Origin of the sequence: Mesorhizobium sp. BH1-1-4 (genome assembly GCF_020165665.1) — a bacterium.
In the GTDB taxonomy this organism is placed as follows: Bacteria; Pseudomonadota; Alphaproteobacteria; order Rhizobiales; family Rhizobiaceae; genus Mesorhizobium.
This window is the reverse complement of record NZ_JAIUIN010000042.1, coordinates 1-23,417: the sequence shown is the minus strand read 5'-3', so window position 1 is coordinate 23,417 and position 23,417 is coordinate 1. Positions and strand designations below refer to the sequence as shown.

Sequence of the window (23,417 nt, the reverse complement as noted above, 5' to 3'; positions counted from 1 at the left end):
GTGGTGGTCGCGGCGGCCCAGGCGACTTCTTTCGCGCCGGGCGCATGCTGGCCGACGGCGACCTCAAGCTGATCACCCTGTCGCTGCTGGCCGAGGCGCCGCGCCATGGCTACGACATCATCAAGGCGCTGGAAGAGCGCACCAGCGGCATCTACAGCCCGAGCCCAGGCGTGGTCTACCCGACGCTGACCTTCCTGGAAGAGGCCGGCTATGCCGTTTCGTCGAGCGAAGGCAACAAGAAGGTGTTTTCGATCACCGAGGCGGGCCAGGCGCATCTGGCCGACAACCGAGACATGATCGACGGCGTGCTCGAACACCTCGAACGCTTCGGCCGCAAGATGGCCAAGGCGCGCGACTGGTTCGGCTGGAACGATGATGGCGAGGACCGTCGCGGCGGCCGGGGCGGGCGTGGCGAGCGTTCGGAAACGCGTGACGAATTCCGCGCCGTCCGCCACCGGTTGCGCGCGGCGCTCGGCGACATGGTCGATGCCCCGGCCGAAAAGCAGGCCGAGGCGATCGCTATTCTCGAAGCTGCCGCCGAAGCGCTGGAAGCGCTGACACATCGCTGAGACCCGGCAAGAGCGGGGTTCCTCGCCCCACTTTGCGCCAGGGGAGGTCAAGCATGTTTGATCGGCGTGAGGCTTGATTGCCAAGGTGGTTCCCCCAATCCGTCGCTGCTTTGCAGCGCCACCTTTTCCCCCCCGGAGGGAAAGGAAGGGAGCCTTACTGGATAAGCGTCGATCACAAAAAAACCTGGCGCCTTCCTCTCCCCCGTCGATCGGGGGAGAGGTGGCTCGGCGTAGCCGAGACGGAGTGGGGGTCGATCAGCTCAGCACGCGCCAGGCTGCCGCGCGCGGCAAAAAAAGCCCGGGGAGACCCGGGCTTTTCCCGTCAGGCCATGCCGGCATCATTCCTTGCCGACATATTCGCTGATCAGCTTTTCGTTGCGCGCCTTTTCGATCTTGGCGGTGGTTCGGCCGAGATGCGTTCGTCGGTACGATATTTGACCAGGTTCACCAGGCTGCCGGTGAGCAGCAGGATGCCCATGCCCCAGTAGCCCTTGGTCGACAGGTCGACCGGCGCCAGCCACAGCGACAGGCCGAGCATGAAATAGGCGGCGCCAACCGAGATGGTGTTGAACATGATGTAGGTCTGATTGCTGTTCATTGTCGTGTTCCCTCGATTGGATCGAAGCTGGATTTGATAAGGTTGTGGTCAGGTCCAAAAATCTTCAGTTGATGGTCTTCAGGCGTTCCAGCACGTCCCTGGCGCGCACCTTCACCGCCGGGCCGTGTCCGGCGTCGGCAAGGCGGTCGCGGATCGCATCGTGACGCAGCTCGCCGTCGATCTCGTCGAGAATGCCGGCCTCCTCGAACGGGTCGCTGGCGCCCTTGATGCGGGCCAGAAGCTCCTCGGCGTCGTTGAGGCTCGCCGAGTGGCCGATCGACCTGACGAGACGGGACTGCGCCATGCGCTCGGCATCGATGGCGCGGGCCGAGATCATGCCCTGGTTAAGGTCGATAATGCGGCGGTGCGCCCGCTCCACCGAAACGCGCATCCGCAGGGTTTTCTCGCCGAGGCTTTGCACCGTGGCGCGGCGAACCTCGCGCTCATTTTCGAGTTCGGCGATGGCCGCCGACCCGCTTTCGGCAAGTCCGCCATTGCCGGCGGCCAGCGCGCTGATGGTGCGGGTTTCGAGATCGGCGTGGCGGCGGTCGAGCTGGTCGAGACCGGCCTGCTCGGCACGCTGGCGCACGATTAGCGAAGCAAGTGTCTGCTTGGCGGCGGCAAGTCCCGCCTCGGCGTCGCGGATACGCTGGGCCAGAAGGTCGATGGCGAAGCGATCCTTGAGGCCGTCCTCGGCCCGTGCGCTGGCGCCGTCGAGCAATGTCCTGATCAGGCTAAGCATGCTTTTTCTCCCTTCGAATTCCCGTGAACGATGTTCACGAAGCCAACATATCAGTAAATGAACATTGTTCAAGGATTTTTTGAACGCTGTTCACGATATCCTGGATATGGTAGACGAAGGGCGTCGGGGTCGGAGCGGCAGGCCATTCGCAAGGCATATCCAGAAGGAAAAGCATGGCACTGGACAGGGAAGAGACGGGCGAGCGTGTGCTGGCCATCGCGGAAGCGTTGCTCAACGAAGGCGGCATGGACAATCTGAAGGCCAGGACCATCGCCGAGCAGGCGGGCATCTCGGTCGGCTCGGTCTACAATCTGTTTTCCGATCTCGACGGTGTGCACCGCGCCGTCAACATGCGGCTGCTCGACCGGCTGGGCGTCGCGGGGGCGGCGGCGATGGCCGATCTTGGCCGGCGCGGCATCACCGATGTGCGCCAACGCCTGCTGGCACTGGCCGGCGCCTATGTGCGCTTCGTCGAGGCCCATCCCGGCAGCTGGCCGGCGCTGCTTGCCTTCAACAGGCGGCGTCCGGTGCTGACCGAGCCCGATGTCTATGAGGCGCGGCTCGACCAGCTGTTCGAGATCATCGCCAGCGTCCTTGCCGATGGCGGCTTCGATCTGGACGAGGACACGCGCCGGATCGCGGCGCGAACCCTCTGGTCAAGCGTACACGGCATCGTCACCAGCGGCTATGCGGCCAGGTCCGTGCGCCGGCAGGGGGACGAGATCGACCAGCAAATCGCGCTCCTGGTCTCCGTCTTCATCAGGGGGCTGGAACGCGGCGGCACATTCGCGCATGCTGGGAAAACAACGTCGTGAATCGCGTGGGAAGGCGATCACAGGCGACAAGGAGATTTGAGCGATGTCTTTTCTGAAACGTCTTTTCGGCGGCGGTGGCGGCGAAGCGGCCGAGCCTGCAAGTGCCGCGCCCGCCAAGCAGGTCGAGCACAAGGGCTTCACGATCAGCGCCACGCCTTACAAGACCGACGGCCAGTATCAGACCTGCGGCATCGTCTCCAAGGAGGTCGACGGCGTGGTGAAGGAGCACAAATTCATCCGCGCCGACCGTTTCGCCGGGCTGGACGACGCCGTCGACATTTCGATCAAGAAAGGCATCCAGCTCGTCGACGAGCAGGGCGAGCGGATTTTCGGGTAGGGCTGCCGCTCCCCGCGAGCGCGGAAGTCTCGAGCACTCCGCTTGAAGCGCTCGAGATCCCTGGCCGGTGTGAGGCGAGTCTTACCCGCGCTTTTGGATGACGGCGTAGAGCACGTTGCGGTTTTCGCCGAAAAACACCTGGGCATCGACGGTGTTGCGGTCGACGCTGGCGTTGACGATGTTCCACATATCGACCTCGGAGCGCAGCAGCAGCACCCAGTCCATGAAGGTCTCGCGATATCCCGCGTCGGGATTGCCCTCGGCGTAGTTCGCAAACAGGAACGTCCCGTTCGGCTTCAACATCTGCAGGCAGGTTTTCGTGAGTTTCACGGCGACGTTGTGCTGAAGGTAGTCGTAAAGGCCGGAGGCGTAGATGAGGTCGAACTTGCCAAGCTTGTGGCCCCGCGTGAGAACGGTTCGCACCGAGCCGTCGACGGCTTCGACCGCCGTGCCCCGGAAGTCGCGCGCGATCAGCCCGACGCTCTGGGGATCCTGATCGAGCGCAACCCAACGCTTGAGGCGGCCTTCCGCCAACGCGGCCGAACGGTTGGCTTCGCGCAAATGGCCGGCCGCGATCGCCAGCACTTCGGTTTGCGGGCCATTCCTGTCCGCGGCCTCATCGACGTAACGGGTCAAAAGATCGCGCCGTTCCCGGGCCGCGACGCAGGACGGCACGTCCTGGGTGTAGCGATAGAGGGCCTTGCCGAGCTCCGAGGCATTTGCCACGCTTTCGGCCACGTGCGGGTCGCAATAGATGTAGTCGAGCAGCTCCGCGTCGCCGGAATAACCCCTGGGCTTGGTGAAGGACCACCGCGTAAGCGGGTCTTCCAGAAAGTACTGCATGATCGGGTGGCCCTGCGCCACCGGTATCAAGGCCTGCCAGACGTCCGGATGAAGCCTGCCATGCAACGCTTCGAGAAACGACATCAGCCGACGAATGATCTCGGCGGGGGCTTTTCCCTGTTCGATTTGCTGGTGTGTCGTGTGGAGAACGAGCGCAAGCTCGACGCGAGCGGTTTCGAACGCTTCGCCATGATGCTCGGGCTTTCCCCGACGCAGCCCCCCCGCGATCGTCTCGGCGGTAATCAGACTCTGGCCATCGAAGATGGTTTGCACACCGGAACTCCATAGTTAACAGTCAGTTAACTTATTGCCTAGAATGCCCGTTTTGCCAACGTCGGCCCGGGGGCATTTTATCAGTATGATTAATTTCCCGGTAACCATCTTGGATCGTTGGGCTTTTCCCGGCGCGAATTCCGGGTTCGAGTTAACGGAAACTTGTTTCGAGCGACTGCATGGTTAGGGCAGCGTCGCGATCCCTGTCGCGTCCCAAGGGAGTCAGCCCGCGTGGGGGCAGAGGCGAGAAATGAGGTCCGCATACAGGATCCCCGGCAAACGGGGTTTGTCCTCATGAACGAACGCGTGTCATCCGGATCGGCTGATATCGCGCATGTGGAACCGTTCGAACAACGTCACGAACCGGGGGCCGACGAGCTTCGCAGCCTCTTTCAGAAGGAAGTTCAGGCGGTGCGGAGAAAGGAAGCCAGGCCAGGGCTTTGGATCGCCGTCGCCATCTATCTCCTGTTTTCGGCAACGGATCTGCTGCTGATCCCCGACGTGGCGGTCTATACGATCACGGCGCGCTTCGTGGTTGGGGTGACCGCACTCCTGACCCTGGAAGCACAGCTGCGCCGGGGAGCGGCCACGGGCTGGCTCGACGTGACCTGCGCCGCCGCGATCATCTTCGGCTATATCGGCTGGTTGTGTCCGGCCATGGGCGGCGCGGACCGGGAAAGCGTCGCATACTATATGGTTTTCGGCACCATTTTCATGATGAGTGCCAATCTGTTTTTTACCTTCAGCTTCAGGGTTTCCATCGTCACCTCGACGATAATTTTGTGCATCTTGTATGTCGTCAACTACTTTGTGCCCGCATCGCTGACGTACAAGATGGTGTTTGGCACCTTCTACGTCTCGTGCTTCACGTTCACGTCCTATGTGAACTGGAAGCTGAACGAAGAGCGCTACAACGTCTTCCTCAACGCGCTGGAGGCCAAGATCCAGCACAATGAGGCCACCGAGCGTGGCCGGGCCCTGCTCAGACTGTCGCGGACGGATCCGCTGACAGGTCTGGAGAACCGGCGGGCGATCGACGAGAAGCTGCGCGACTACTGGAGCGATTGGCAAAAGCTTGGCAACGGTTTCGCGGCGATCCTCATCGATGTCGACTTCTTCAAGAAGTTCAACGACTGCTATGGCCATCAGGAGGGCGACCGCTGCCTGATCCAGGTCGCCAATGCGCTCAGCGAGATGATCAAGCAGTATGATGGGTCCATCGGCCGCTATGGCGGCGAGGAATTCATCGTGCTCGCGCGAATCGACAAGAAAGACCAGGTCGCGGATCTCGCCGAGGCCGTTTGCCGCACGGTCGAGAGCCTGGCCATCGCGCACGAGCTGCGGCGCGATGGCATTTCGATCGTGACGGCAAGCGTGGGCGCGGCATTCACCAGGAAGCAGACCGCCGCCAAGCTGGAAAAGATCATCCACGAAGCCGATCGGGCGCTCTATCTGGCGAAAGCCAGCGGTCGGAACTGTGCGCGGCTGTTCGATCCGACCGACCCCCAGAGCAGCGACGAGAGCGAGAACCTTGCGGCTTTGCTGAAGATCGCGATCGGCCAGAACCTGGTTTCGCTCGTCTATCAACCCATCCAGGACGTCGCGTCGGGCAAGTTCGAGGCCGTGGAGGCGCTGATGCGCCTGAAAATGCTGGACGGCACCCTGGTTCCGCCGAGCCTGTTTATTCCCGTCGCGGAACGGACCGGCGCCATCCTCGAGCTCGGGCGTTGGGCGATAAGGACCGTGTGCGCCGAGCTCCTGGCGCGGGATCACGTGCGCGTCGTCAGCGTCAACGTCTCGCCGATCCAGCTCAAGACACCCGGCTTCGCGACATCGGTCGCGACCATTCTGGGAGAGACCGGGGTGACCGGCAACAGGCTGGCCTTCGAGATCACCGAAGGCCTGGAGATGGAGATGCACTCCGACATCCTGCGCTGCATCAGCGATCTGAAGCTGCTCGGCATCAGGATCTGGCTCGATGATTTCGGGACGGGCTTCGCTGGCCTTTCATGGCTTCGTCTCATCGATTTCGATACCGTCAAGATCGACCGCTCGTTTCTCCATGACTGCGGCACGCCCAAGGGCATGGCAATGCTGCAGGACATCATCGCGCTGGTCAGAAATCGCGGCCATAAAATCCTGGTCGAAGGGGTCGAGACCGAAGAGCAGATGGCCCTCATGCGCCAATTCGGCATCGACAAGGTCCAGGGCTTTCATGTCGGCCGCCCGGCTCCGGCCGCTAGCTTCCAGGGCAAGCGGGCCATTCAAAAACGGCCCTTCACGGTCCTCAAGTCGGCGTGACGGCGCCGGTGGCTTGACCGGCCATCCGCCTGCCAGGCCCCGTTTGCCGTCTACGCCGCCTGCAACGCCCTGCGCGGCAGGGGCGGGAAGGCGATGGCTATGCCCGCTGCCCCCAGGCCGATGAGCGCCGAGCCAATGAACAGCCAATGGTAGCTGGCATAGGCGTCGAAGATCATGCCGCCGGCGAGCGGCCCCAGCGCCATGCCGAGGCTGGAGAGCATTGTGGCGGCGCCGAACACGGTGCCGAGGATGCGCTGGCCGAAATATTCGCGGGCGAGCACGGCGTAGAGCGGCATGACGCCGCCATAGGTGGCGCCGAAGACGACGGCGAGCATATAGAACTGGTCGAGCTGGCTGATCGAGAGATAGGCGGCGATGACGATCGCCTGGATCGCCAGCCCCGCGATCAGCACCGGCTTGACGCCCAGCCGATCGGCCAGCACGCCGTAGAGCAGCCTGCCGCCAAGGCCGGCCAGGCCCTCGACGCTGTAGATCGAGACAGCGGCCATCGGGGCGACGCCGCACAGCATGGCGTAGCTGACCATGTGGAAGATCGGGCCGGAATGGGCCGCGCAGCAGGCGAAGAAGGTCAGCCCCAGCACGATGAATTGCGGCGAGCGCAGCGCTTGGCCGACCGTCAGGCCGTCGCCTTCGGCCACGCGCGCCGTGGCCGCATCGGCGGCGGGCTTCGGCGGCTGGCGCACCAGAAGGACGGCCGGCAGCAGGAGCACCCAGGCCAGGAGGCCGATGTCGAACATGGCGGTGCGCCATTCATAGGTGGAGATCAGCCAGCGGGCCAGGGGCGAGATCGTCATCGGCGCCACGCCCATGCCGGCCGAGACCAGTGATACGGCCAGTCCGCGATTGGTGTCGAACCAGCCTGAGGTCAGCGCGATCATCGGCGCGAAGAAGGCGCTGGCGGCGAGTCCGACGAGCACGCCATAGGTGATCTGGAAGCTGAGAAGCGAGCCGGCGCGGCTCGCCAGCACCAGCGCCAGCCCGAGCAGCACGGCACCAATGGTGACCACGATGCGGGCGCCGAACCGGTCGGACAGGGCGCCCCAGGCGAAGCCGCCAAGGCCCATCACCAGGAAGTTGAGCGTCATGGCGCTCGAAATACCCGCGCGCGACCATTGTGTGTCGAGCGCCATCGGTTCGAGGAAGATCGCCAGCGAAAACATCGTGCCGATGGCGACGCAGGACATCAGCGCGCCAGCCGCGACGATGACCCAACGGTAGGAATGGCTCATGGTTTTCCCCCATGCCGGGAGCAGGATCGGTCATTCGATGCCGCCCGGCAATTCCGGTTGCGTCCGAAGGACGCCCGGGGCGCGCTCGAATCGACATTCCAGATCGATTTTTTTCTGGGTCCAGCGAAGTGTATGCGCCGACGCCTAGAGGTGCTGGCGCATGAAGGCTCCGATCATGTCGACAGCCTGACGCGCGGCCTGCAATTGGGCAAGGTTGGAGGGAAAGACATGGGTCATGCCTTCCCATATGTGCAGTGCCGCCTCGCCACCGGCGCTCGACGCCGCTTCGGCCACGCGGCGTGAATCGTCGAGTAGGATTTCGTCATCGCCGACATGGATCAGCAGCGGCGGCAGCCCGCCCAGATGCTGGTAGAGCGGCGAGGCGCGTGGATCGATGGGATCGGCGCCCTTGAGATAGAGGTCGGCCGCCTTTTTCAGCTCGTCGCGTCTTACCAGCGGATCGGCGGCCGCCCTCGTCAGCATCGAGCCGCCGGCGAGAGCGAGATCGGTCCAAGGCGACATCAACGCCGCACAGCGCGGCATGACGCCGGTGCCTTGCCTGGCTTTGGCCGCGACAAGCGCCAGCAGCGACAGTGCGAGGCCACCGCCGGCCGAGTCGCCGGCAAGCGCGATCGCTTCATGCCCGAGGTCGCCAAGTCCGGTGAATACACTTTGCGCATCGTCGATGGCGGCCGGAAAAGCGTGCTCGGGCGCCAGCCGGTAGTCGGGAATGAAGGCCGGCGCGCCGGCGCGGAGCACGATCTGGCTGACGAAATTGCGGTGACCGATGGCGGAACCCAGAACATAGGCGCCGCCATGGAGATAGAGCATGACCGTGCGTGCCGAGCCGGCCTTTGGCCTGCACCACACGCCCGGTACCGCCCCGACCGTACCTGTCTCGAAGCTGATGCCGTCGGCGACGGGCGTCTGTTGCATCAGCTCTTCGAAGGCCGGCCGTGACGCCGGCGCAAATTCCAGTGCCGGCATCCTCGCCAGCATGTCGCGCATCGCCTGCATGACGGCACGGTCGCGTTCGTCCTCGGGGTGGAACTCGATGCTCATGACGATCCGTTCGGATTATGGTTTGAGGAGCTCGGTATGGAATTCCGGCGCCAGTGCCGCCGCCTTGCCGAGGAAGGCGCCGAATTCAGCCGGGCTGAGTTTCGGGGCGGGAGCAGTGCGGCTCTCGACCGGTGCGCCGACCCTGGCAAAGAACTCCTCCTGTCCCGCCGGCGCGCACAGGCACAGCATGCGCACATCCGCGCCCGAGACATTCTTGAAGGAATGTGGCGCGTTGGCGGGGATGTTCACCGTCATGCCTGCCTTGGCCACGCTTTTTTGGCCACGGAAGGTGAATTCGATCTCGCCCTCCAGGAGATGAAACGTCTCCTCGAAATCGTGCCGATGGGGACCGGGGCCGCCGCCATCGGGAACCTTCATGTCGATGAGGCAGAAGCGCCCAGCCGTCTGCGCGCCGGAAAGCAGGACCGTGTAGGTGTCGCCCACCACAGCCAGATGCTGGAGCGACGGATCGTCGGGATCGACAATCGACAGCTGGCGGTTGGGATCGTCGGCGGGAATTGTCAATTCAGGCATGTCTGATCTCCACGGTCGGCGAGGCTCCCCAGCCTTCTGTCAGTGGTAGCGGCTGGCTGGCGCCAAGGCAGCAAAAAGCTCGTTCGACCGGCTGGACTCAGTGTCCCGCGGATGGAACAGTCGCCGGCATGATCGATCTCAACGACCTGCGTGTCTTCGAGAAAGTGGCGGCGACCAGCAGCTTCTCGGCCGCCGGCCGCGCGCTCGGCCTGCCGAAGTCGACGGTCAGCCGCGACATTGCCCGGCTTGAGCAGCAACTGGGTGTGCGGCTGTTCCAGCGCTCCACCCGCGCGGTGATCCTGACCGCCGCCGGGGAAGCGCTGCGGACGCGTTGCGTCGACCTGATGTCGCGGATCGACGAGACGGTGACCTATGTCGAGAGCTTGGCCGGCGAGCCACGCGGTGTGCTGCGGATCAGTGCCGGCATCGGCTTCGGCATCAATGTCCTGTCACGGCATCTGCCGGCGTTCCTTGCCCGCTTTCCCCATGTCGACGTGGCGCTCGACCTGACGAGCCGCGACCTCGACCTTGTCGCCGAGCGCGTAGACGTGGCGATCCGCATGGGGCCATTGCCCGATTCGGCGCTGGTGGCGACACGCCTGGGCAGTGTGCGTCGCTGCCTCGCCGCCGCGCCGGATTATCTCGCCCGCCAAGGCGCACCGCTGATGCCGGCCGATCTGTCCACGCATGAGTGCATCGAAATGCCCCGTGGCGACGGCCGGACGCGAAGGTGGCATTTCCACCGAGCGGGTGAGATGGCCTCCGTCGATGTGCGCAACCGCGTCAGCGTCAATGAGGCGCTGACCATCCATCAGCTTGTCCGCAATGGCGCGGGCCTCGGCGTGCTGTCCACCTATCTGTGCGTCGACGACTTCGCCGAAGGGCGTCTCGTCCCGCTGCTCACCGATTGGGATATCGCGCCCGTCGAGGTCAATTTGCTCTTCCCGAGCAAGCGCGAACTGTCGCAGACCGTGCGCAGCTTCGTGGATTTCATGCGCGAGGTTTCGGTTCCCAACGAGCATTGGCAAGGTGGCATCGCCGGAACGGATTGATGCCCTGCCTGAGTCAATTGGGCAGACGACGACCACGCCGCGACTCGGATCTGCGCAGCGGGACTTGTCGAGGCGCTCACGCATGAACGTGGCACTGCGGAAGACGGTCTGCCTGTTTATTTCTTTTTGATCTGACGTTTTGTGGTGATGGCGGCGGCTGGCGCTTCTGGTTTCTCCAGAGATGGTGCGGGCGCTACAGCCGGGGCATTGTCGGGGGCCGACGGCGTGCTGGCGCCTAGTCTGACCGACATGCCCGATATCTTCCATTGCCGGTCGACAGGGGCGAAGGCAAATTCGAAGTTCAGCTGCATGGCGGCTGACGGGAAAAAACCCGCCATGTGCAACATGCCGTTGGCTTCGATCTGCGGCGTTAACGTCAGCTGCGGCTCGAGCACCGCGACACCGCTGAGGTCGACCTCCTCGTTGCGCAGCTTTGCGAAGGCCTCAGCCAGGCGGGCTGGGTTGTTCGTTTTAAACTCCGGAGCACCCAACTCGCGCAGGACGGAATAGTCTCCGGTCTTGTTGGCGTTGTCCAGGGCCAGCAATGTGGATCGGATCAGGATCAGAACGCCGTTGTGGTCGATGTTGGCCGGCTTTGGACCCTCGGATGCCTTCGGGGCAGATCGGTCGTCCTTTTTCGCCTGAGAATATGCCGGTGTCGTTTGGATGCAAAACAGGGCCAGAAGCAGTGCTGTCAGCCGGGCAAATCCGCGCATTCCAAACCCTCCCGGCAACGCTGCCGGCCGCTTCGACACCATTCCCCGAAAAGTAGCCAGGTGCTAGAACTCGCCCGCCAAGCCGACGCGGAAACCGTGGCTGCTGCCGCCGCCATAGGCATAGCCAGCGGTGAGCGCGAAAGGCTCGTTGAAATCGAAGCGATGAGCAAATGAGCCGCCGAACGCCGTTTCCCCTTTGAAATAGCCGACATTGCCGGCCCAGCTCGTGCGGCCGGCAGCAGATGGCATTGGCGCCGTCGTCATGGCTATAGCCGCCGCGATGCCCTGCCGAGCCTCGGTCCGGTTCTCTGAAATCTGGTTGCCCAGATCGGCAAAACCACTTTCCAGGGCGCCGACCCGTCCGTCCAGGACGGCAATGTCGGTTGTATTTGTCGTTACACGGGTATCGAGGGATGCCAGCATGGTGTCGTGGCCATCGAGCCGTGTGTCCTGCTCGGTATTCTTGGTTTCCGTCTGCGTGATCCGCGTCTCGTGATCGGTGAGTGTCGCATCCTGCTCGGTGTTCTTTGTCTCGACGCTGTCGAGCCGGCCATCCTGCTCGGTATTCTTGGCTTCGACGGCGTCAAGCCTTCCGTCCTGCTCTACGTTCTTTGCCGAAGCATCGCCCACGACACCGTCCACATAGTCCTTGTTGGCTGCATCCGTCCCCGCGGTCGGGGTGCCAACATTTTTTACAACATTGCCGCCCATGTCGACCGCCCCACCGAACGTGGCGGCTCCTGTCGCGGCGTCGAAGTTAATCTGGCTGCCGCTCGGGCCTATCGTGATTCCTGGCGCGGGGACAAAATAGTCGTCCGAGTTACTACAATCGTCATTGATCGTTGTGCCGATCACGCCGGCAAAGCTGCAGATCGTGTTTTCGGGATCGCCGGCGTCGCCGCCGAAAACGACCTGTGCCGAAGCAGGTGCCGTCCAGAAAATTGCGGTCATAAAAAACAACACCAAAACCGGCAGCCAACCGAGCGAACTTACATATTCGTTATGTCTTTGAGTATCCGTCATAAGACCACCCCCGCTATCAAGCTTTATTCCCCGCCAAAGCCTGTTCGCGCCGAAGAAAGCTGTCAACTACAATCTCATTAGATTCGGTGGGTTCGCATAAAATTGCACTTTAAACTAAGGCTACATGTGACCACTGTTGCAGGGAGGCAACAAATACGCATACCGTCAAATGACGACTGTCCGGGGCGCAGATCATTCCATTTCAGACCAATCCACAGGAGGTGGACGTGAATCAAAAAAGCCCGGAGGTTCGTGCCAACGGGCGCCCGCGCAAAAGTAGGCAGCCGATCCTTATCGTCCGATCCCGCCGTGCCAACACGCTCCAGGTGCCCTGGGCGTCGAGATGGCAGTAGAGCCTGTGCTAGTCGCGCCTGTGGTCGCCGTCGTCCACCATCAAGTTTGGCTGTTGTGGAGGGGCGCCAGAGCCAATTCGTCAGACCGTCATTGCGCGACTCTGATGGTCTCTCCGAGTCTCGATGATCAGATCGGCAGTTCCGACGTGTACTTGATCGTCTGGCTCGGCACGTCGGTCTTGACGTTCTGGACGCCCTTGATGCGGCTCAGATGCTCCGACTGGAAGCGGCGGTAGTCGTCGATGCCGGCGGCCACCACGCGCACCATGGCGTCGCAGTCGCCGAGCATGAGATAGCATTCCATCACCTGCGGCAGCTTGGCGACCTCGCTGGCGAAATGCTCGATCGTGTCCTCGTCCTGCGCCTTCAGCCAGATGCGGGTGAAGAAGGTGAGGCCCTTGCCGATGCTGGCCGGATTGATCACGGCGACATAGCGGTCGATGATGCCGGCTTCCTCGAGAAGCTTGACGCGCCGCAGGCAAGGCGAGGGCGACAGCCCTACCTGAGTGGCAAGATCATTGTTGGCCATGCGGCCGTCACGCTGCAACGCCCGCAGGATACGCTTGTCGATCTCGTCCAGTTTCACGGCGTCGATTCCATTCTTTTGAATATTATCGGCAGTGAATGCCAAAATTCGATGGAACACAACAATTTTCGCAACCAAATTGCGGAGAGCTGATTGTAATCTGGCCGCCGATATCACGAATTCCAGACGCAAACCGGAAGGGGCGGCCGCAAAGCCGCCGGTGGAGAAGTATGAGCGTTTCACAGGCAGTCGGGGCAGTCGGCACCGATTCGGGATCGGAGTTCCGCCGTGGCGTGGCGTCCTGCGTGCCGGTCCTGCTCGGCACCATTCCCTACGCGCTGGTGCTTGGCGCCCAGGCGACGCAGAAAGGGCTGAGCGCGGTCGAGTTGCCCATGATGACGGGGCTGAATTTCGCCGGCGGTTCGGAATTCGCGGCGATCCAGCTGTGGACGTCGCCGCCGCATATCCTGCTCATCGTCGCCATCACCTTCCTGGTCAACAGCCGTCATTTGCTGATGGGCGCGGCACTGGCGCCGTTCCTGCGCGAGCTGCCGCGGCGCAAGGTTTTCACGGCGCTGTTCTTCATGTGCGACGAAAGCTGGGCGCTGGGCCTGGCCGACGCCAAGCAGCGTGCCGCCGCGGGGGTCAAGCCGGCCTTCAGCCCGCGTTACTATATGGGCGCGGCATTGGCGATGTATCTTGCCTGGGTGGCCTTCACGACGCTCGGCGCCTTGCTCGGCCCGATGCTGGGCGATGTCGAGATCTATGGTTTCGACATGGCGTTTCCGGCTGTCTTCCTGGTGCTGATGCGCGGCATGTGGAAAGGCGCGGCGGCGGCGCGGCCGTGGCTGGTCAGCCTAGTGGTGGCCGCGCTTGTCTATCTCTTCGTTCCCGGCGCCTGGTATGTGGCGGCCGGCGCGGTGTCGGGGCTGCTTGCCGCGTGGTTGATGGCAGGTGATGCATGATCGACGCGGCAACCCTTGTCACCATCGTGCTGATGGCCGGCGTCACCTATCTCACGCGGATCGGCGGCTATGTCGTGCTGCGCAATCGCGTGCTGAGCGCGCGTGCGACCGCGGTGATGGAGGCGGCACCCGGTTGCGTGCTGATCTCCGTCATCGCGCCGGCTTTCGTGTCGCGCAATCCTGCTGATCTCCTGGCGCTGGCCATCACGCTGGCGGCGGCAACGCGCCTGTCCATGCTGCCGACCGTGCTGATCGGCGTGGCCGCGACGGGGGTTCTCAGGCATCTGATCGGCTGAAATGAAAAAGGCAGGCGCGAAGGCCTGCCTTTCGAGGTCGGATGATCGGGAGCCTTAAGCGGCAGCGGCGGCCTGCTGGCTGGCTACCACGGCATCGACCTTGGCCGTTGCCTTGGCGAGCGCGGCATCCACCGCGTCAGGGCCCATGGCGACGCCCTCGATGCGGATAACCTCGACATCGGTCATGCCGAGGAAGCCGAGCACGCCGCGCAGATAGGGAATGGCGTGGTCGAACTGTACGGCCGCACCTTCCGAATAGACGCCGCCCGAAGCCAGCACGACATAGACCTTCTTGCCGGTGACGAGGCCCTTGGGGCCGTTCTCGCCATAGGCAAAGCTCTTGCCGGAGCGGGAGATGTGGTCGACCCAGGACTTCAGCGTCGAGGAGATGTTGAAGTTGATGAAGCCGGTGGCCAGGATCACCGTGTCGGCGGCGAAGAGCTCATCGAGCACGGCATCCGAAACGCCGACCACTTCGGCCTGGCGCGGGGTGCGGGATTCGGCGGGCGTATAGATGCCGGTCGCATAGTCGGTATCGATGTGCGGCAGCGGGTTGGCGACGAGGTCGCGCACGACCAGCGTGTTCGACGGGTCGGCGGCGAGAAGCTTCTGGGCAAATTCGGTGGCGATGCGGGTCGAATGCGAGGCAGCGCCGCGCGGGCTCGATGTAACGAGAAGAATGGACATAGCGGGTCTCTCCAGTGGAATGAATTGTCCCGTCGCATATGGGGCTATCGACCCATCCGGTAAACCGTTATATTTTCTATATCACCCATCTACCAAGTGGATATGATGATGCAGCCCAATCCGACGCTCGACCAACTCCAGATCCTAGTCGCCGTTGCGGACACCGGCAGTTTCTCGGCCGCCGGCCGCAAGCTCAACCGGGCCCAATCCGTGATCAGTTACGGCATCGCCAATCTCGAGGCGCAACTGGGGCTCAAGCTCTTCGAGCGCGAGGGCACGCGCGAGCCGCAGCTGACCGAGATCGGCCGGGCGATGCTGGAAGACGCGCGGCGCATGGTGGGCGTGCTGCAGCGCATCCGCTCGCGCGCCGACGGCCTCCATCACGGTCTGGAGGCCGAGGTGGCGCTTTCGGTCGACGTGGCGTTGCCTTCCCCGGTGCTGGTGCGGGTGCTGAAGGCGTTCGAGGCGCAATTCCCGACCGTGATGCTGCGCCTGCATATCGGCACGCTCGGCCTCATTCCCGATCTTGTCGTCAATGGACAAGCCGATCTCGGCATAGGCGGCCTGCTGGGCGATGTCGACGTGCATCTCGTGCGCATCGGCTTCATGTCGCTGGTGCCGGCGGCGGCGCCCAACCACCCGCTGGCCCTGCTGCCGAGGCCGGTGGCGCTCGAGGATGTGCGCGAACACACCCAGCTTGTCGTCACCGACCAGTCCGAGCGCACCAAGGGACGCGATTACGGCGTCTTCGCCTACCGCACCTGGCGCCTGACCGACATGCGCACCAAGCACATCCTCATGCGCGAGGGGCTGGGCTGGGGCGGGCTGCCGCGCTGGCTGATCGCCGACGATCTGGCGACCGGCCGCCTGGTGGAACTTGATCTCGAGCCCTACAAGGAAGTGAGTTCGCCCTTGTTTGCCATGCACCGCAACGATCGCAGCCCGAAGCCGGCCGCCGCCTGGCTGATCGACCGCTTCAAGCGTGGGCTCGGCTGCTTCAACGAGTTCGAGCCAGGCGAGGTGCCCGAGGAGGAACTGGAGGTTCCCAACGCGCCGGCGCCTTTAGAGCGGTTCAGCGTTTGATAGAATCGCCGACCCGCTCTAACTCTTTCTTTTTCACGCAATTCCGGACGGAAAACCGTTACACACTTTTCCTGGAATTGCTCTAGCTCGACGCGCGCAATGCAGGGCTGGGCCGCGAACGCTGAGTTGGCGCCCAATCCGAGCTGCCGGCGGATTGCCGCCGTACCGCCTATTCGGCAGCCATTGCGGTTCGCGGCTCCGGTTCCTCCGCCGGGGCTTCATCGACAGCATCCGCAGCCGGCTTGATCCGGAACCACGCGACATAGAGCGCTGGAAGGAACAGCAGGATCAGCACCGTGCCGGCCGCCGTGCCGCCGATTAGCGTATAGGCCATCGAACCCCAGAAGACGGAGTGCGTGAGGGGGATGAAGGCCAGCACGGCGGCAAGTGCGGTCAGGATCACGGGCCTCGTGCGCTGCACGGTGGCCTCGATGACGGCGTTATAGTCGTCAAGACCGGCGGCACGGTTCTCCTTGATCTGTTCGGTCAGGATCAGCGTGTTGCGCATCAGGATGCCGGCCAGTCCTATCAGGCCCAGAATGGCGTTGAATCCGAAGGGCTGGTTGAAGGCGAGCAACATCGGCACCACGCCGACAAGACCCAGCGGTGCCGTCAGCATGACCATCGCCATCGTCGAGAAGGATCGCACCTGCAGCATGATCACGATAAGCATGGCGGCGATCATGAGGGGGAAGACCTTACCCAGCGCGGTGTTGGCCTTTTCAGCCTCCTCGATCGATCCACCCAATTCGATGCGATAGCCGGCCGGAAGGGACGCGATCAGCGGCTGCAGAGCCGTCATGATCTGCTTGGAAACCTCCGGAGGCTGGGTCGCCTCATTGATGTCCGAGCGGATCGTGATGACCGGCGTGCGATCGCGCCGCTTCAGGATCGGCTCCTCCAGGCGGATTTCCGAGTGGCCGATCTGGTCCAGCGGGATCTGGCGCCCGTCACGGCTCATCAGGGAAAAATCCGCCAGGCGTGTCGGGTCCAGCCGCTCCGCGCCGGCGCTGCGGGCCACGATCGGGACATTGCGGATGTCTTCGCGGACCTGCGTGACCGGGATGCCGGTGAGGAGGAACTGGAGCTGCTGGGCCACCTCCGCCGGCGACAGGCCAATGAGGTTCAGCCGATCCTGATCCGGAATGAAGCGCAGTACGGGCGTGCGGTTGCCCCAATCACGGTTGGCCTGCCGCACGTCCGGGACGCCCCGCATGACGTCGAGGGCTTTTTCGGAGATGGCGTATAATTGCTCGGGGTCAGGTCCCATGACCCGAAACTCGACCGGGAACGGCGTGTAGGGCCCGAACACGAGTTGCGTGACGCGGATGTTCGCTTCGGGGGCAAGCCCTGTCGCGACCGCTTCACGCAGCCGGTGCTTCAAAGCCTCGCGCGTCTCCGCGTCCGGGGTCAGCACGACGATCTTGGCGAAGGCGGGATCCGGCAGTTCCGGCGCCATGGCGAAGAAGAAGCGCGAGGCGCCCTGACCGATGTAGCTCGTGACGATCTTGGCCTCCGGCTGCTCGCCAAGCCAGTGTTCCAGCTTCTCGACCGTGGCGGTCGTCGTCCCGATGCTGGTGCCTTCGGGCAACCGAACCTCGACCAGCACTTCAGGGCGATCGGATGTCGGGAAGAATTGTTGCTTGAGACCGCCCATGCCGACAACCGAAAGCGCGAAGACGATGCCGACGGCAGCACAGGTCACGAACTTGTGGCGCACGGCAAAGATGATGAGCCGGCGAAGGCGCCGGTAGTTCGGCGTGTCGTATATGGCGTGGACGCCGCCTTCGACCGGTTTGATCGCGGGCAGCATCTTGACGCCCATATACGGGGTGAAGAAGACAGCGGCGACCCAGGAGACGATGAGGGCGAACCCCACGACCCAGAAGATGTTGCCGGCATATTCGCCGGCCGTCGAGTGCGCGAAGCCCACCGGCAGGAACCCGGCGATCGTCACCAGCGTGCCCGACAGCATCGGCGCCGCGGTATGGCTCCACGCATAGGCCGCCGCCTTGATGCGGTCCATGCCCTCTTCCATCTTCACCACCATCACCTCGATGGCGATGATCGCGTCGTCGACGAGAAGGCCAAGCGCCAGGATGAGGGCGCCGAGCGTGATGCGGTCGAAGAACCGGCCGGTTTCCAACATGATGAGGAAGACGACCGCAAGCGTCAGGGGAACGGCGGCCGCCACGACGATGCCGACGCGCCAACCCATGCTGATCAGGGCGATCAGCAGCACCACGCCGAGCGCCATCGCGAATTTGAGCATGAACTCGTTCACCGACGAGCCGATGTTGACCGCCTGGTCGCTGACCTTGGCCAGCGTCATTCCGAGCGGCAGCGTCTGTGCGATGGAAGCGGACTTCTCCTCCAGCGCCTTGCCGAGTTCAAGACCATTCCAGCCCTCCTGCATCACCGCCGCGAGCATGATGGTCGGCTCGCCCTGGTGACGGATGACGTAGGTGGCGGGATCCTCGTAGCCGCGCTTGATATCGGCGATGTCGGAGAGCCTCAACGTCCTGCCCGCGGCGACGATCGGCGTGTCGGCGATTGTCTGGATACTGTCATAGGCGCCGTTGACCCGGATGAAGACCTGCGGCCCCTGCGTATCGATCGAGCCCGCCGGTGTGACGGTGTTCTGACGCTGCAAGGCGGCAATGATGTCCTGTGCCGACACGCCGAGGGTGGCGAGCTTGGCATAGGAAAACTCGACGAATATCTGCTCGGGGCGTTCGCCGAGGATGTTGATCTTCTTGACGCCAGGCACATGCAGAAGATCCTGGCGAATGGTCTCGGCTTGCCTGGCGAGCTCGCGCATGGGCAAGCCTTTCGCCTTGAGGGCGTAAAGGGCGAAGCTGACATCGGAGTATTCGTCATTGACGAAGGGACCGAACACGCCGGGCGGCAGGTTGCGGGCTTCGTCGCCGAGCTTCTTGCGGGCCTGGTAGAACTCCTCCTGCACACTGGATGGCGGTGTGCTGTCCTTCAGCGTGACCGTCAGATAGGCATAGCCTGGCCGTGTCGTCGTCTCGACACGATCGTACCAGGTCAGCTCCTGAAGCCGCTTCTCCAACGGCTCGGCGACGAGATCCTGCATCTCACGCGCCGTCGCGCCCGGCCATGCCGTCGTGACCGTCAGGGTCTTGATGGTGAAGTTGGGATCCTCCGCCCGTCCAAGCATGAGGAAGGCGTAGGCGCCGGCGGCAACCAGCAGAATGATGAAGAAAAGGGTGACGGCTCGCTCGCGAACGGCGATCGCTGAAAGGTTGAGGTTCACCGTCAGTTGCTCCCGTTTTCGGACGCGGTCCTGACGTGAGCGTCCTCCTTCAGGAGATGAGCGCCGAGCGAAACAATCGAAGCGCCGGAGCTCAGCCCGGAGATCACGGCGGTTTCGTTGGTCAAACGAACCAGCTTGACGGGCTGAAAATGCACGGTCGAGGTTGCCCCGTCCAAGGTCCAAACGCCGGTCCTCTGGCCATCATCCAGCACGGCCCCCAGCGGCACCTGCACTTCCGGCTCACTCGCCTGGCTCGCAAGCCGGATGGTAACCGTCGCGCCAAGCGGTGCGGCCGCGGCCTCGCCGTCGAGCACGTAACGGGCCTCATAGGTGCGGGTCTGGGGATCGGCGGCGTCCGACAGCTGCCGCAGATGCGCCGTGTAATGCCGCCCATCGCCTCCATACAAGCCGGCTTCGGCCACCGAGCCGGTCGCCGGCCGGATCGTTTCAGGAAGCGCGACCACCGCTTCGCGGGGGCCGGCGTTCGCGATCCGAACTACTGTCTGTCCCGCCGCGACAACCTGTCCCGGCTCGCCAAGCGTTTCGACGACCGTTCCATCGGCGTTGGCGTTCAGGACGGAATAGGCCGCCTCGTTCTCCGCGACCTTGGCTTCGGCTTCCGCGGCGGCGAGCTGTGCCGTTGCTGTATCAAGCGCCGCCTTCGCCTGTTCGTAGCGCTGCGGGGTTGCCGCCAACTCCTTCTTGACCAGAACGGCATAGCGCTTTTCGTCAGCACTCGTCTGAACCAGGACAGCGCGGGCGGCGGCAACGGCGTTGCGTTTCGCGGTGAGCGCAAGGGCCAGATCGGTGTCGTCGATCCGCAGCAGCGGTTGGCCAGCCTTGACCTGCTCGCCGACATTCACAAGCCGCTCGATGATCTTGCCGGGGACGCGAAAGCCAAGGTTGCTCTGCACCCGCGCCGCGATCGTGCCTGTGAAGCCGCGGTCGGATCCGGGCACCTCCGCTGCCGTAACCAATCGCACGACCGGTGGTTCCTGCCTGGGGTCGCCAGCGGCGGAGGCTAGCTGCGTGCGAATGGAAAGTGTGACGAACGCCGTCACCCCCAAGCCGACGACCAGGATGCTCCCCAGCCCAACAACCAGTCTCTTTTTCATGCCCATCGCCTCGTGTCAAAATAGATTGCGTTCGCACTCTATATCTGATATAGATTATGAACGCAATCCAAAAAAGGAGATGACGATGCGGGTAAGTCGCAGTCAGGCGGAGCAAAACCGCCAAACCGTGATCGATGTGGCAAGCCGGCTTTTTCGAGAGCACGGCTTCGATGGCATTGGACTGAAGGATCTGATGAAGGGCGCCGGGCTGACCCAAGGGGCCTTCTACAAGCAATTTGCGTCCAAGGAGGACCTGGCCGCACAGGCGTCGCGGCGAGCCCTGGAGCACGCTTCCCACCGATGGACCGCCGCGGCCGAGACCAATCCCGATGACCCGCTCGCCGCGGTGGTGGCGTTCTATCTTAGTGCCGGACATCGCGAAGAGAAGTTGGACGGCTGTCCGGTTGTGGCGCTCGGCTCGGATGCGGCCAGGCAGGGCAACGACGTGAAAGCGTCATTCGAAGCCGGGATCAGGGAATATCTCGAGCTACTCGGCAGTTGGGTTGGCGGCGCCCAGGGCGAGCAAGACACCGGCAAGGCCAAGGCCATTCTCTCGACCATGGTCGGTGCGGTCGTCCTCTCGCGGGCCGTCAATGACCGCCATCTCGCCCAGGCCTTTCTGGATGCCGCGACCGAACAGGTTCGCGAAGCTGTCGCTGCTTGATAGGAGAACAGATGCGACGGATTGTTGTTACAGGCATGGGCGCGGTCACGCCCCTTGCCGCGGATGTTGAAACGTCATGGGCGCGTCTCCTGGCTGGCCGCTCGGGCATAAGGAGGCTTGCCGATGACGTGGTGGCGGACCTGCCGGCGAAGATCGGCGGAACGGTTCCCTCGCCGGGGGACGACCCCGAGACCGGTTTCGATCCCGATACCGTCCTGGCTCCGAAGGAACAGCGCAGGGCGGACCGCTTCATTCTCTTCGCTCTGGCTGCGGCGGAACAGGCGCTGGCCCAGGCGAGATGGAAGCCGGTCTCGGACGACGACAGGGTCCGCACCGCGACGATCATCGCTTCGGGTATCGGAGGATTTCCAGCAGTAACCGACGCCGTGCGAACCGTCGACCAGCGCGGTGTCCGGCGTCTCTCACCCTTCACCGTGCCGTCGTTCCTGGTGAACATGGCGGCGGGACAGGTTTCGATCCGACACGGCTTCAAGGGTTCGCTCGGCGCTCCGGTGACGGCGTGCGCGGCCGGCATTCAGGCGATCGGCGACGCCGCGCGCCTCATCCGCGCCAATGAGGCCGACATCGCGGTCTGCGGCGGCACCGAAGCCTGCATCAATACGGTCAGTCTCGGTGGTTTCGCGGCGGCACGCTCGCTGTCGACCTCGTTCAATCACCGTCCCGATGAGGCCTCCCGTCCGTTCGACATGTTGCGTGACGGCTTCGTCATGGGCGAAGGCGCCGGAATCCTCGTCGTCGAGGCCTTGAGCCATGCGCTTGCGCGCGGCGCCAAGCCGCTGGCCGAGCTCGTCGGCTACGGCACGACGGCGGATGCCTATCACATCACATCCGGCCCCGAGGATGGCGACGGTGCGCGGCGAGCCATGGAGATCGCGATCGCCCAAGCCGGCATTTCGGCCCGGGAGGTCCGCCACCTCAATGCGCACGCGACCTCCACGCCGGTCGGCGATGCGGGAGAGATCGCGGCGATCAAAAGGGTTTTCGGCTCGGATTTCGGCATAGCCGTCAGCGCAACGAAAGCGGCGACCGGGCACCTGCTCGGAGCCGCCGGCGGGCTTGGAGCCATCTTCACGATCCAGGCGCTGAGGGATCAGGTCGCGCCGCCGACGCTCAACCTCAGTGCTCCCGATCCGGCCGGCGACGGGATCGACTTTGTCGCGAACCATGCACGGCCGATGGAAATGGACTACGCGATTGCCAATGGCTTCGGCTTTGGCGGGGTCAACGCCAGCGCGTTGTTCCAGCGTTGGACGGAGAAGCCGGCCCGCGGGACCACCGGAGGCGGCCGGTGATCGAGGCCTTGCCACTCAACGGTGCTGTGGTCCCAATCCGCCAGGTTCCTGTGGCGAAACGCAATCCAGAACAAAGAAAGAAGCGATTTTCATGAACAAGACCAATCCTGGTGTAGCCCTGGTGACGGGGGCATCCTCCGGCATCGGGCAGGCAACCGCCAAAGCCCTGCTCGACGCGGGTTTTCGCGTCTTTGGAACCGGCCGTCGCGTGACAGGCAAAAAAACCGACGGTGTCACCATGCTGGCCTGCGACGTGACCGATGACGCGTCCGTGGCGAAGCTGGTCGATGACGTGCTGGCTCGGGCCGGACGCATCGACCTGCTTGTCAACAATGCCGGCATGGGTCTGTTTGGCGGTGCGGAGGAGTCCTCGACCGCCCAGGCTCAGGCGCTGTTCGACGTGAACGTCTTCGGCGTTCTGCGCGTGACCAACGCGGTGTTGCCGGCCATGCGTCGCCAGGGAAAGGGCAGGATCGTCAATCTGAGTTCGGTGCAGGGGTTCATCCCGGCACCCTATTTCGCGCTCTACGCGTCGACCAAACATGCCGTCGAGGGCTACTCCGAATCGCTCGACCACGAACTGCGCCCATTCGGCATTCGCGTTGCCCTGGTCGAGCCCGCCTATACCCGCACCTCATTCGAGGAAAATCTCGCCGCCCCCGACCGGCTGCTCGATATCTATGACGGGGCGCGCGCTGGCATGACCCTGAGCGTGCGAAAATCGATGGAAAAAGGCGATGCCCCCGAAGTGGTGGCGGCGACGGTCCTGAGAGCGGCCACCGATCCCACTCCGAAGAGGCGCTACGCGGCGGGAAAAATGGCGCGCCAGGTCAGTCTCCTGCGCCGTTTCGTCCCCGCCTCCGCATTCGACACGAGCCTGCGAAAGCAGCTCGGGCTGCCGGTCTGAGACGGGCGGGCGCCAGCGGCTGGTGCCCGGAAATCACTAGAGCGGGATGAATCTAGGTTGGCGCATAGCCGGCTTCGATGAAGTAATTTCTGCATTCGATTGGAGTGACGGTG

23 protein-coding genes are annotated in these 23,417 nt (G+C 63.6%); 11 read left to right on the top strand and 12 right to left on the bottom strand.

The features are described 5' to 3' along the window. The coding region (locus LB569_RS31535) for a PadR family transcriptional regulator (RefSeq protein WP_224695385.1) at positions 1 to 569 on the top strand (569 nt) is incomplete at its 5' end. Between the two features lie 364 nt (positions 570 to 933). Here LB569_RS31535 and LB569_RS31530 read toward each other — a convergent pair. Together LB569_RS31530 and LB569_RS31525 are read right to left on the bottom strand one after the other, a co-directional pair. Then, positions 934 to 1,167 (bottom strand): YiaA/YiaB family inner membrane protein, encoded by a 234-nt coding sequence (locus tag LB569_RS31530; RefSeq protein ID WP_224695384.1) that lies wholly within the window; start codon positions 1,165 to 1,167, stop codon positions 934 to 936. Positions 1,168 to 1,231: 64 nt separating this feature from the next. Further along, positions 1,232 to 1,909, bottom strand: coding sequence for a PspA/IM30 family protein (locus LB569_RS31525; RefSeq protein WP_224542600.1), 678 nt, complete (start codon positions 1,907 to 1,909; stop codon positions 1,232 to 1,234). A gap of 173 nt (positions 1,910 to 2,082) precedes the next feature. On the opposite strand from LB569_RS31525, the gene LB569_RS31520 reads away from it, so the two are divergent. Next, entirely contained in the window at positions 2,083 to 2,724 is a 642-nt protein-coding gene (locus tag LB569_RS31520) for a TetR/AcrR family transcriptional regulator (RefSeq protein WP_224695383.1), read from the top strand. A 43-nt stretch (positions 2,725 to 2,767) separates the two neighbouring features. After that, a complete protein-coding gene (locus LB569_RS31515) occupies positions 2,768 to 3,061 on the top strand; it encodes an HlyU family transcriptional regulator (RefSeq protein ID WP_224695382.1) in 294 nt (97 codons plus the stop codon). Between the two features lie 81 nt (positions 3,062 to 3,142). Here the strand turns inward: LB569_RS31515 and LB569_RS31510 are convergent, their stop codons facing one another. Beyond that, a complete protein-coding gene (locus LB569_RS31510; RefSeq protein WP_224695381.1) occupies positions 3,143 to 4,177 on the bottom strand; it encodes a class I SAM-dependent methyltransferase in 1,035 nt (344 codons plus the stop codon). 294 nt (positions 4,178 to 4,471) lie between these two features. Between LB569_RS31510 and LB569_RS31505 the strand changes: the two genes are divergently transcribed. Continuing rightward, on the top strand, positions 4,472 to 6,478 hold the full coding sequence (locus LB569_RS31505) for a putative bifunctional diguanylate cyclase/phosphodiesterase (RefSeq protein WP_224695380.1): 2,007 nt from the start codon (positions 4,472 to 4,474) through the stop codon (positions 6,476 to 6,478). A 50-nt stretch (positions 6,479 to 6,528) separates the two neighbouring features. Here the strand turns inward: LB569_RS31505 and LB569_RS31500 are convergent, their stop codons facing one another. The 3 genes from LB569_RS31500 to LB569_RS31490 all read right to left on the bottom strand — a co-directional run bounded on the left by LB569_RS31500 (position 6,529) and on the right by LB569_RS31490 (position 9,324). Further along, positions 6,529 to 7,728, bottom strand: coding sequence for an MFS transporter (locus tag LB569_RS31500; RefSeq protein ID WP_224695379.1), 1,200 nt, complete (start codon positions 7,726 to 7,728; stop codon positions 6,529 to 6,531). A gap of 144 nt (positions 7,729 to 7,872) precedes the next feature. Next, positions 7,873 to 8,790 carry an alpha/beta hydrolase fold domain-containing protein gene (locus LB569_RS31495; protein ID WP_224695378.1) on the bottom strand — a complete coding sequence of 306 codons (918 nt, stop codon included), beginning with the start codon at positions 8,788 to 8,790 and terminating at the stop codon, positions 7,873 to 7,875. 15 nt (positions 8,791 to 8,805) lie between these two features. Beyond that, positions 8,806 to 9,324, bottom strand: coding sequence for a cupin domain-containing protein (locus LB569_RS31490; protein ID WP_224695377.1), 519 nt, complete (start codon positions 9,322 to 9,324; stop codon positions 8,806 to 8,808). A gap of 128 nt (positions 9,325 to 9,452) precedes the next feature. Between LB569_RS31490 and LB569_RS31485 the strand changes: the two genes are divergently transcribed. Continuing rightward, positions 9,453 to 10,376: a LysR family transcriptional regulator gene (locus LB569_RS31485; RefSeq protein ID WP_224695376.1), complete on the top strand. Its 924-nt coding sequence runs from the start codon at positions 9,453 to 9,455 to the stop codon at positions 10,374 to 10,376. Positions 10,377 to 10,492: 116 nt separating this feature from the next. On the opposite strand, the gene LB569_RS31480 is transcribed toward LB569_RS31485, so the two are convergent. The 3 genes from LB569_RS31480 to LB569_RS31470 all read right to left on the bottom strand — a co-directional run bounded on the left by LB569_RS31480 (position 10,493) and on the right by LB569_RS31470 (position 13,054). Continuing rightward, positions 10,493 to 11,092, bottom strand: a complete 600-nt coding sequence (locus LB569_RS31480; RefSeq protein ID WP_224695375.1) for a hypothetical protein — start codon at positions 11,090 to 11,092, stop codon at positions 10,493 to 10,495. Positions 11,093 to 11,155: 63 nt separating this feature from the next. Next, on the bottom strand, positions 11,156 to 12,115 hold the full coding sequence (locus tag LB569_RS31475) for a hypothetical protein (RefSeq protein WP_224695374.1): 960 nt from the start codon (positions 12,113 to 12,115) through the stop codon (positions 11,156 to 11,158). 480 nt (positions 12,116 to 12,595) lie between these two features. After that, on the bottom strand, positions 12,596 to 13,054 hold the full coding sequence (locus LB569_RS31470; protein WP_224695373.1) for an Lrp/AsnC family transcriptional regulator: 459 nt from the start codon (positions 13,052 to 13,054) through the stop codon (positions 12,596 to 12,598). 170 nt (positions 13,055 to 13,224) lie between these two features. Here LB569_RS31470 and LB569_RS31465 point away from each other — a divergent pair, with 170 nt between their 5' ends. After that, entirely contained in the window at positions 13,225 to 13,959 is a 735-nt protein-coding gene (locus LB569_RS31465; RefSeq protein ID WP_224695372.1) for an AzlC family ABC transporter permease, read from the top strand. Further along, positions 13,956 to 14,255 (top strand): AzlD family protein, encoded by a 300-nt coding sequence (locus tag LB569_RS31460; protein ID WP_224695371.1) that lies wholly within the window; start codon positions 13,956 to 13,958, stop codon positions 14,253 to 14,255. Before LB569_RS31465 ends, LB569_RS31460 begins: the two co-directional genes overlap by 4 nt. 54 nt (positions 14,256 to 14,309) lie before the next feature. On the opposite strand, the gene LB569_RS31455 is transcribed toward LB569_RS31460, so the two are convergent. After that, complete coding sequence (locus tag LB569_RS31455; protein WP_140709973.1) at positions 14,310 to 14,942, bottom strand: FMN-dependent NADH-azoreductase; 633 nt, start codon at positions 14,940 to 14,942, stop codon at positions 14,310 to 14,312. A gap of 108 nt (positions 14,943 to 15,050) precedes the next feature. On the opposite strand from LB569_RS31455, the gene LB569_RS31450 reads away from it, so the two are divergent. After that, a complete protein-coding gene (locus LB569_RS31450) occupies positions 15,051 to 16,025 on the top strand; it encodes a LysR family transcriptional regulator (protein ID WP_224695387.1) in 975 nt (324 codons plus the stop codon). Positions 16,026 to 16,194: 169 nt separating this feature from the next. Here the strand turns inward: LB569_RS31450 and LB569_RS31445 are convergent, their stop codons facing one another. Both LB569_RS31445 and LB569_RS31440 read right to left on the bottom strand, forming a co-directional pair. Next, positions 16,195 to 19,305: an efflux RND transporter permease subunit gene (locus tag LB569_RS31445; RefSeq protein WP_224695370.1), complete on the bottom strand. Its 3,111-nt coding sequence runs from the start codon at positions 19,303 to 19,305 to the stop codon at positions 16,195 to 16,197. A gap of 2 nt (positions 19,306 to 19,307) precedes the next feature. Beyond that, positions 19,308 to 20,420 (bottom strand): efflux RND transporter periplasmic adaptor subunit, encoded by a 1,113-nt coding sequence (locus LB569_RS31440; protein ID WP_224695386.1) that lies wholly within the window; start codon positions 20,418 to 20,420, stop codon positions 19,308 to 19,310. Positions 20,421 to 20,505: 85 nt separating this feature from the next. Between LB569_RS31440 and LB569_RS31435 the strand changes: the two genes are divergently transcribed. The 3 genes from LB569_RS31435 to LB569_RS31425 all read left to right on the top strand — a co-directional run bounded on the left by LB569_RS31435 (position 20,506) and on the right by LB569_RS31425 (position 23,304). Then, complete coding sequence (locus LB569_RS31435) at positions 20,506 to 21,084, top strand: TetR/AcrR family transcriptional regulator (RefSeq protein ID WP_224542609.1); 579 nt, start codon at positions 20,506 to 20,508, stop codon at positions 21,082 to 21,084. An 11-nt stretch (positions 21,085 to 21,095) separates the two neighbouring features. Then, positions 21,096 to 22,397 carry a beta-ketoacyl-ACP synthase II gene (fabF, locus tag LB569_RS31430; protein WP_224695369.1) on the top strand — a complete coding sequence of 434 codons (1,302 nt, stop codon included), beginning with the start codon at positions 21,096 to 21,098 and terminating at the stop codon, positions 22,395 to 22,397. Between the two features lie 91 nt (positions 22,398 to 22,488). After that, a complete protein-coding gene (locus LB569_RS31425) occupies positions 22,489 to 23,304 on the top strand; it encodes an oxidoreductase (protein WP_224695368.1) in 816 nt (271 codons plus the stop codon). The last annotated feature ends 113 nt before the right edge of the window (positions 23,305 to 23,417 follow it).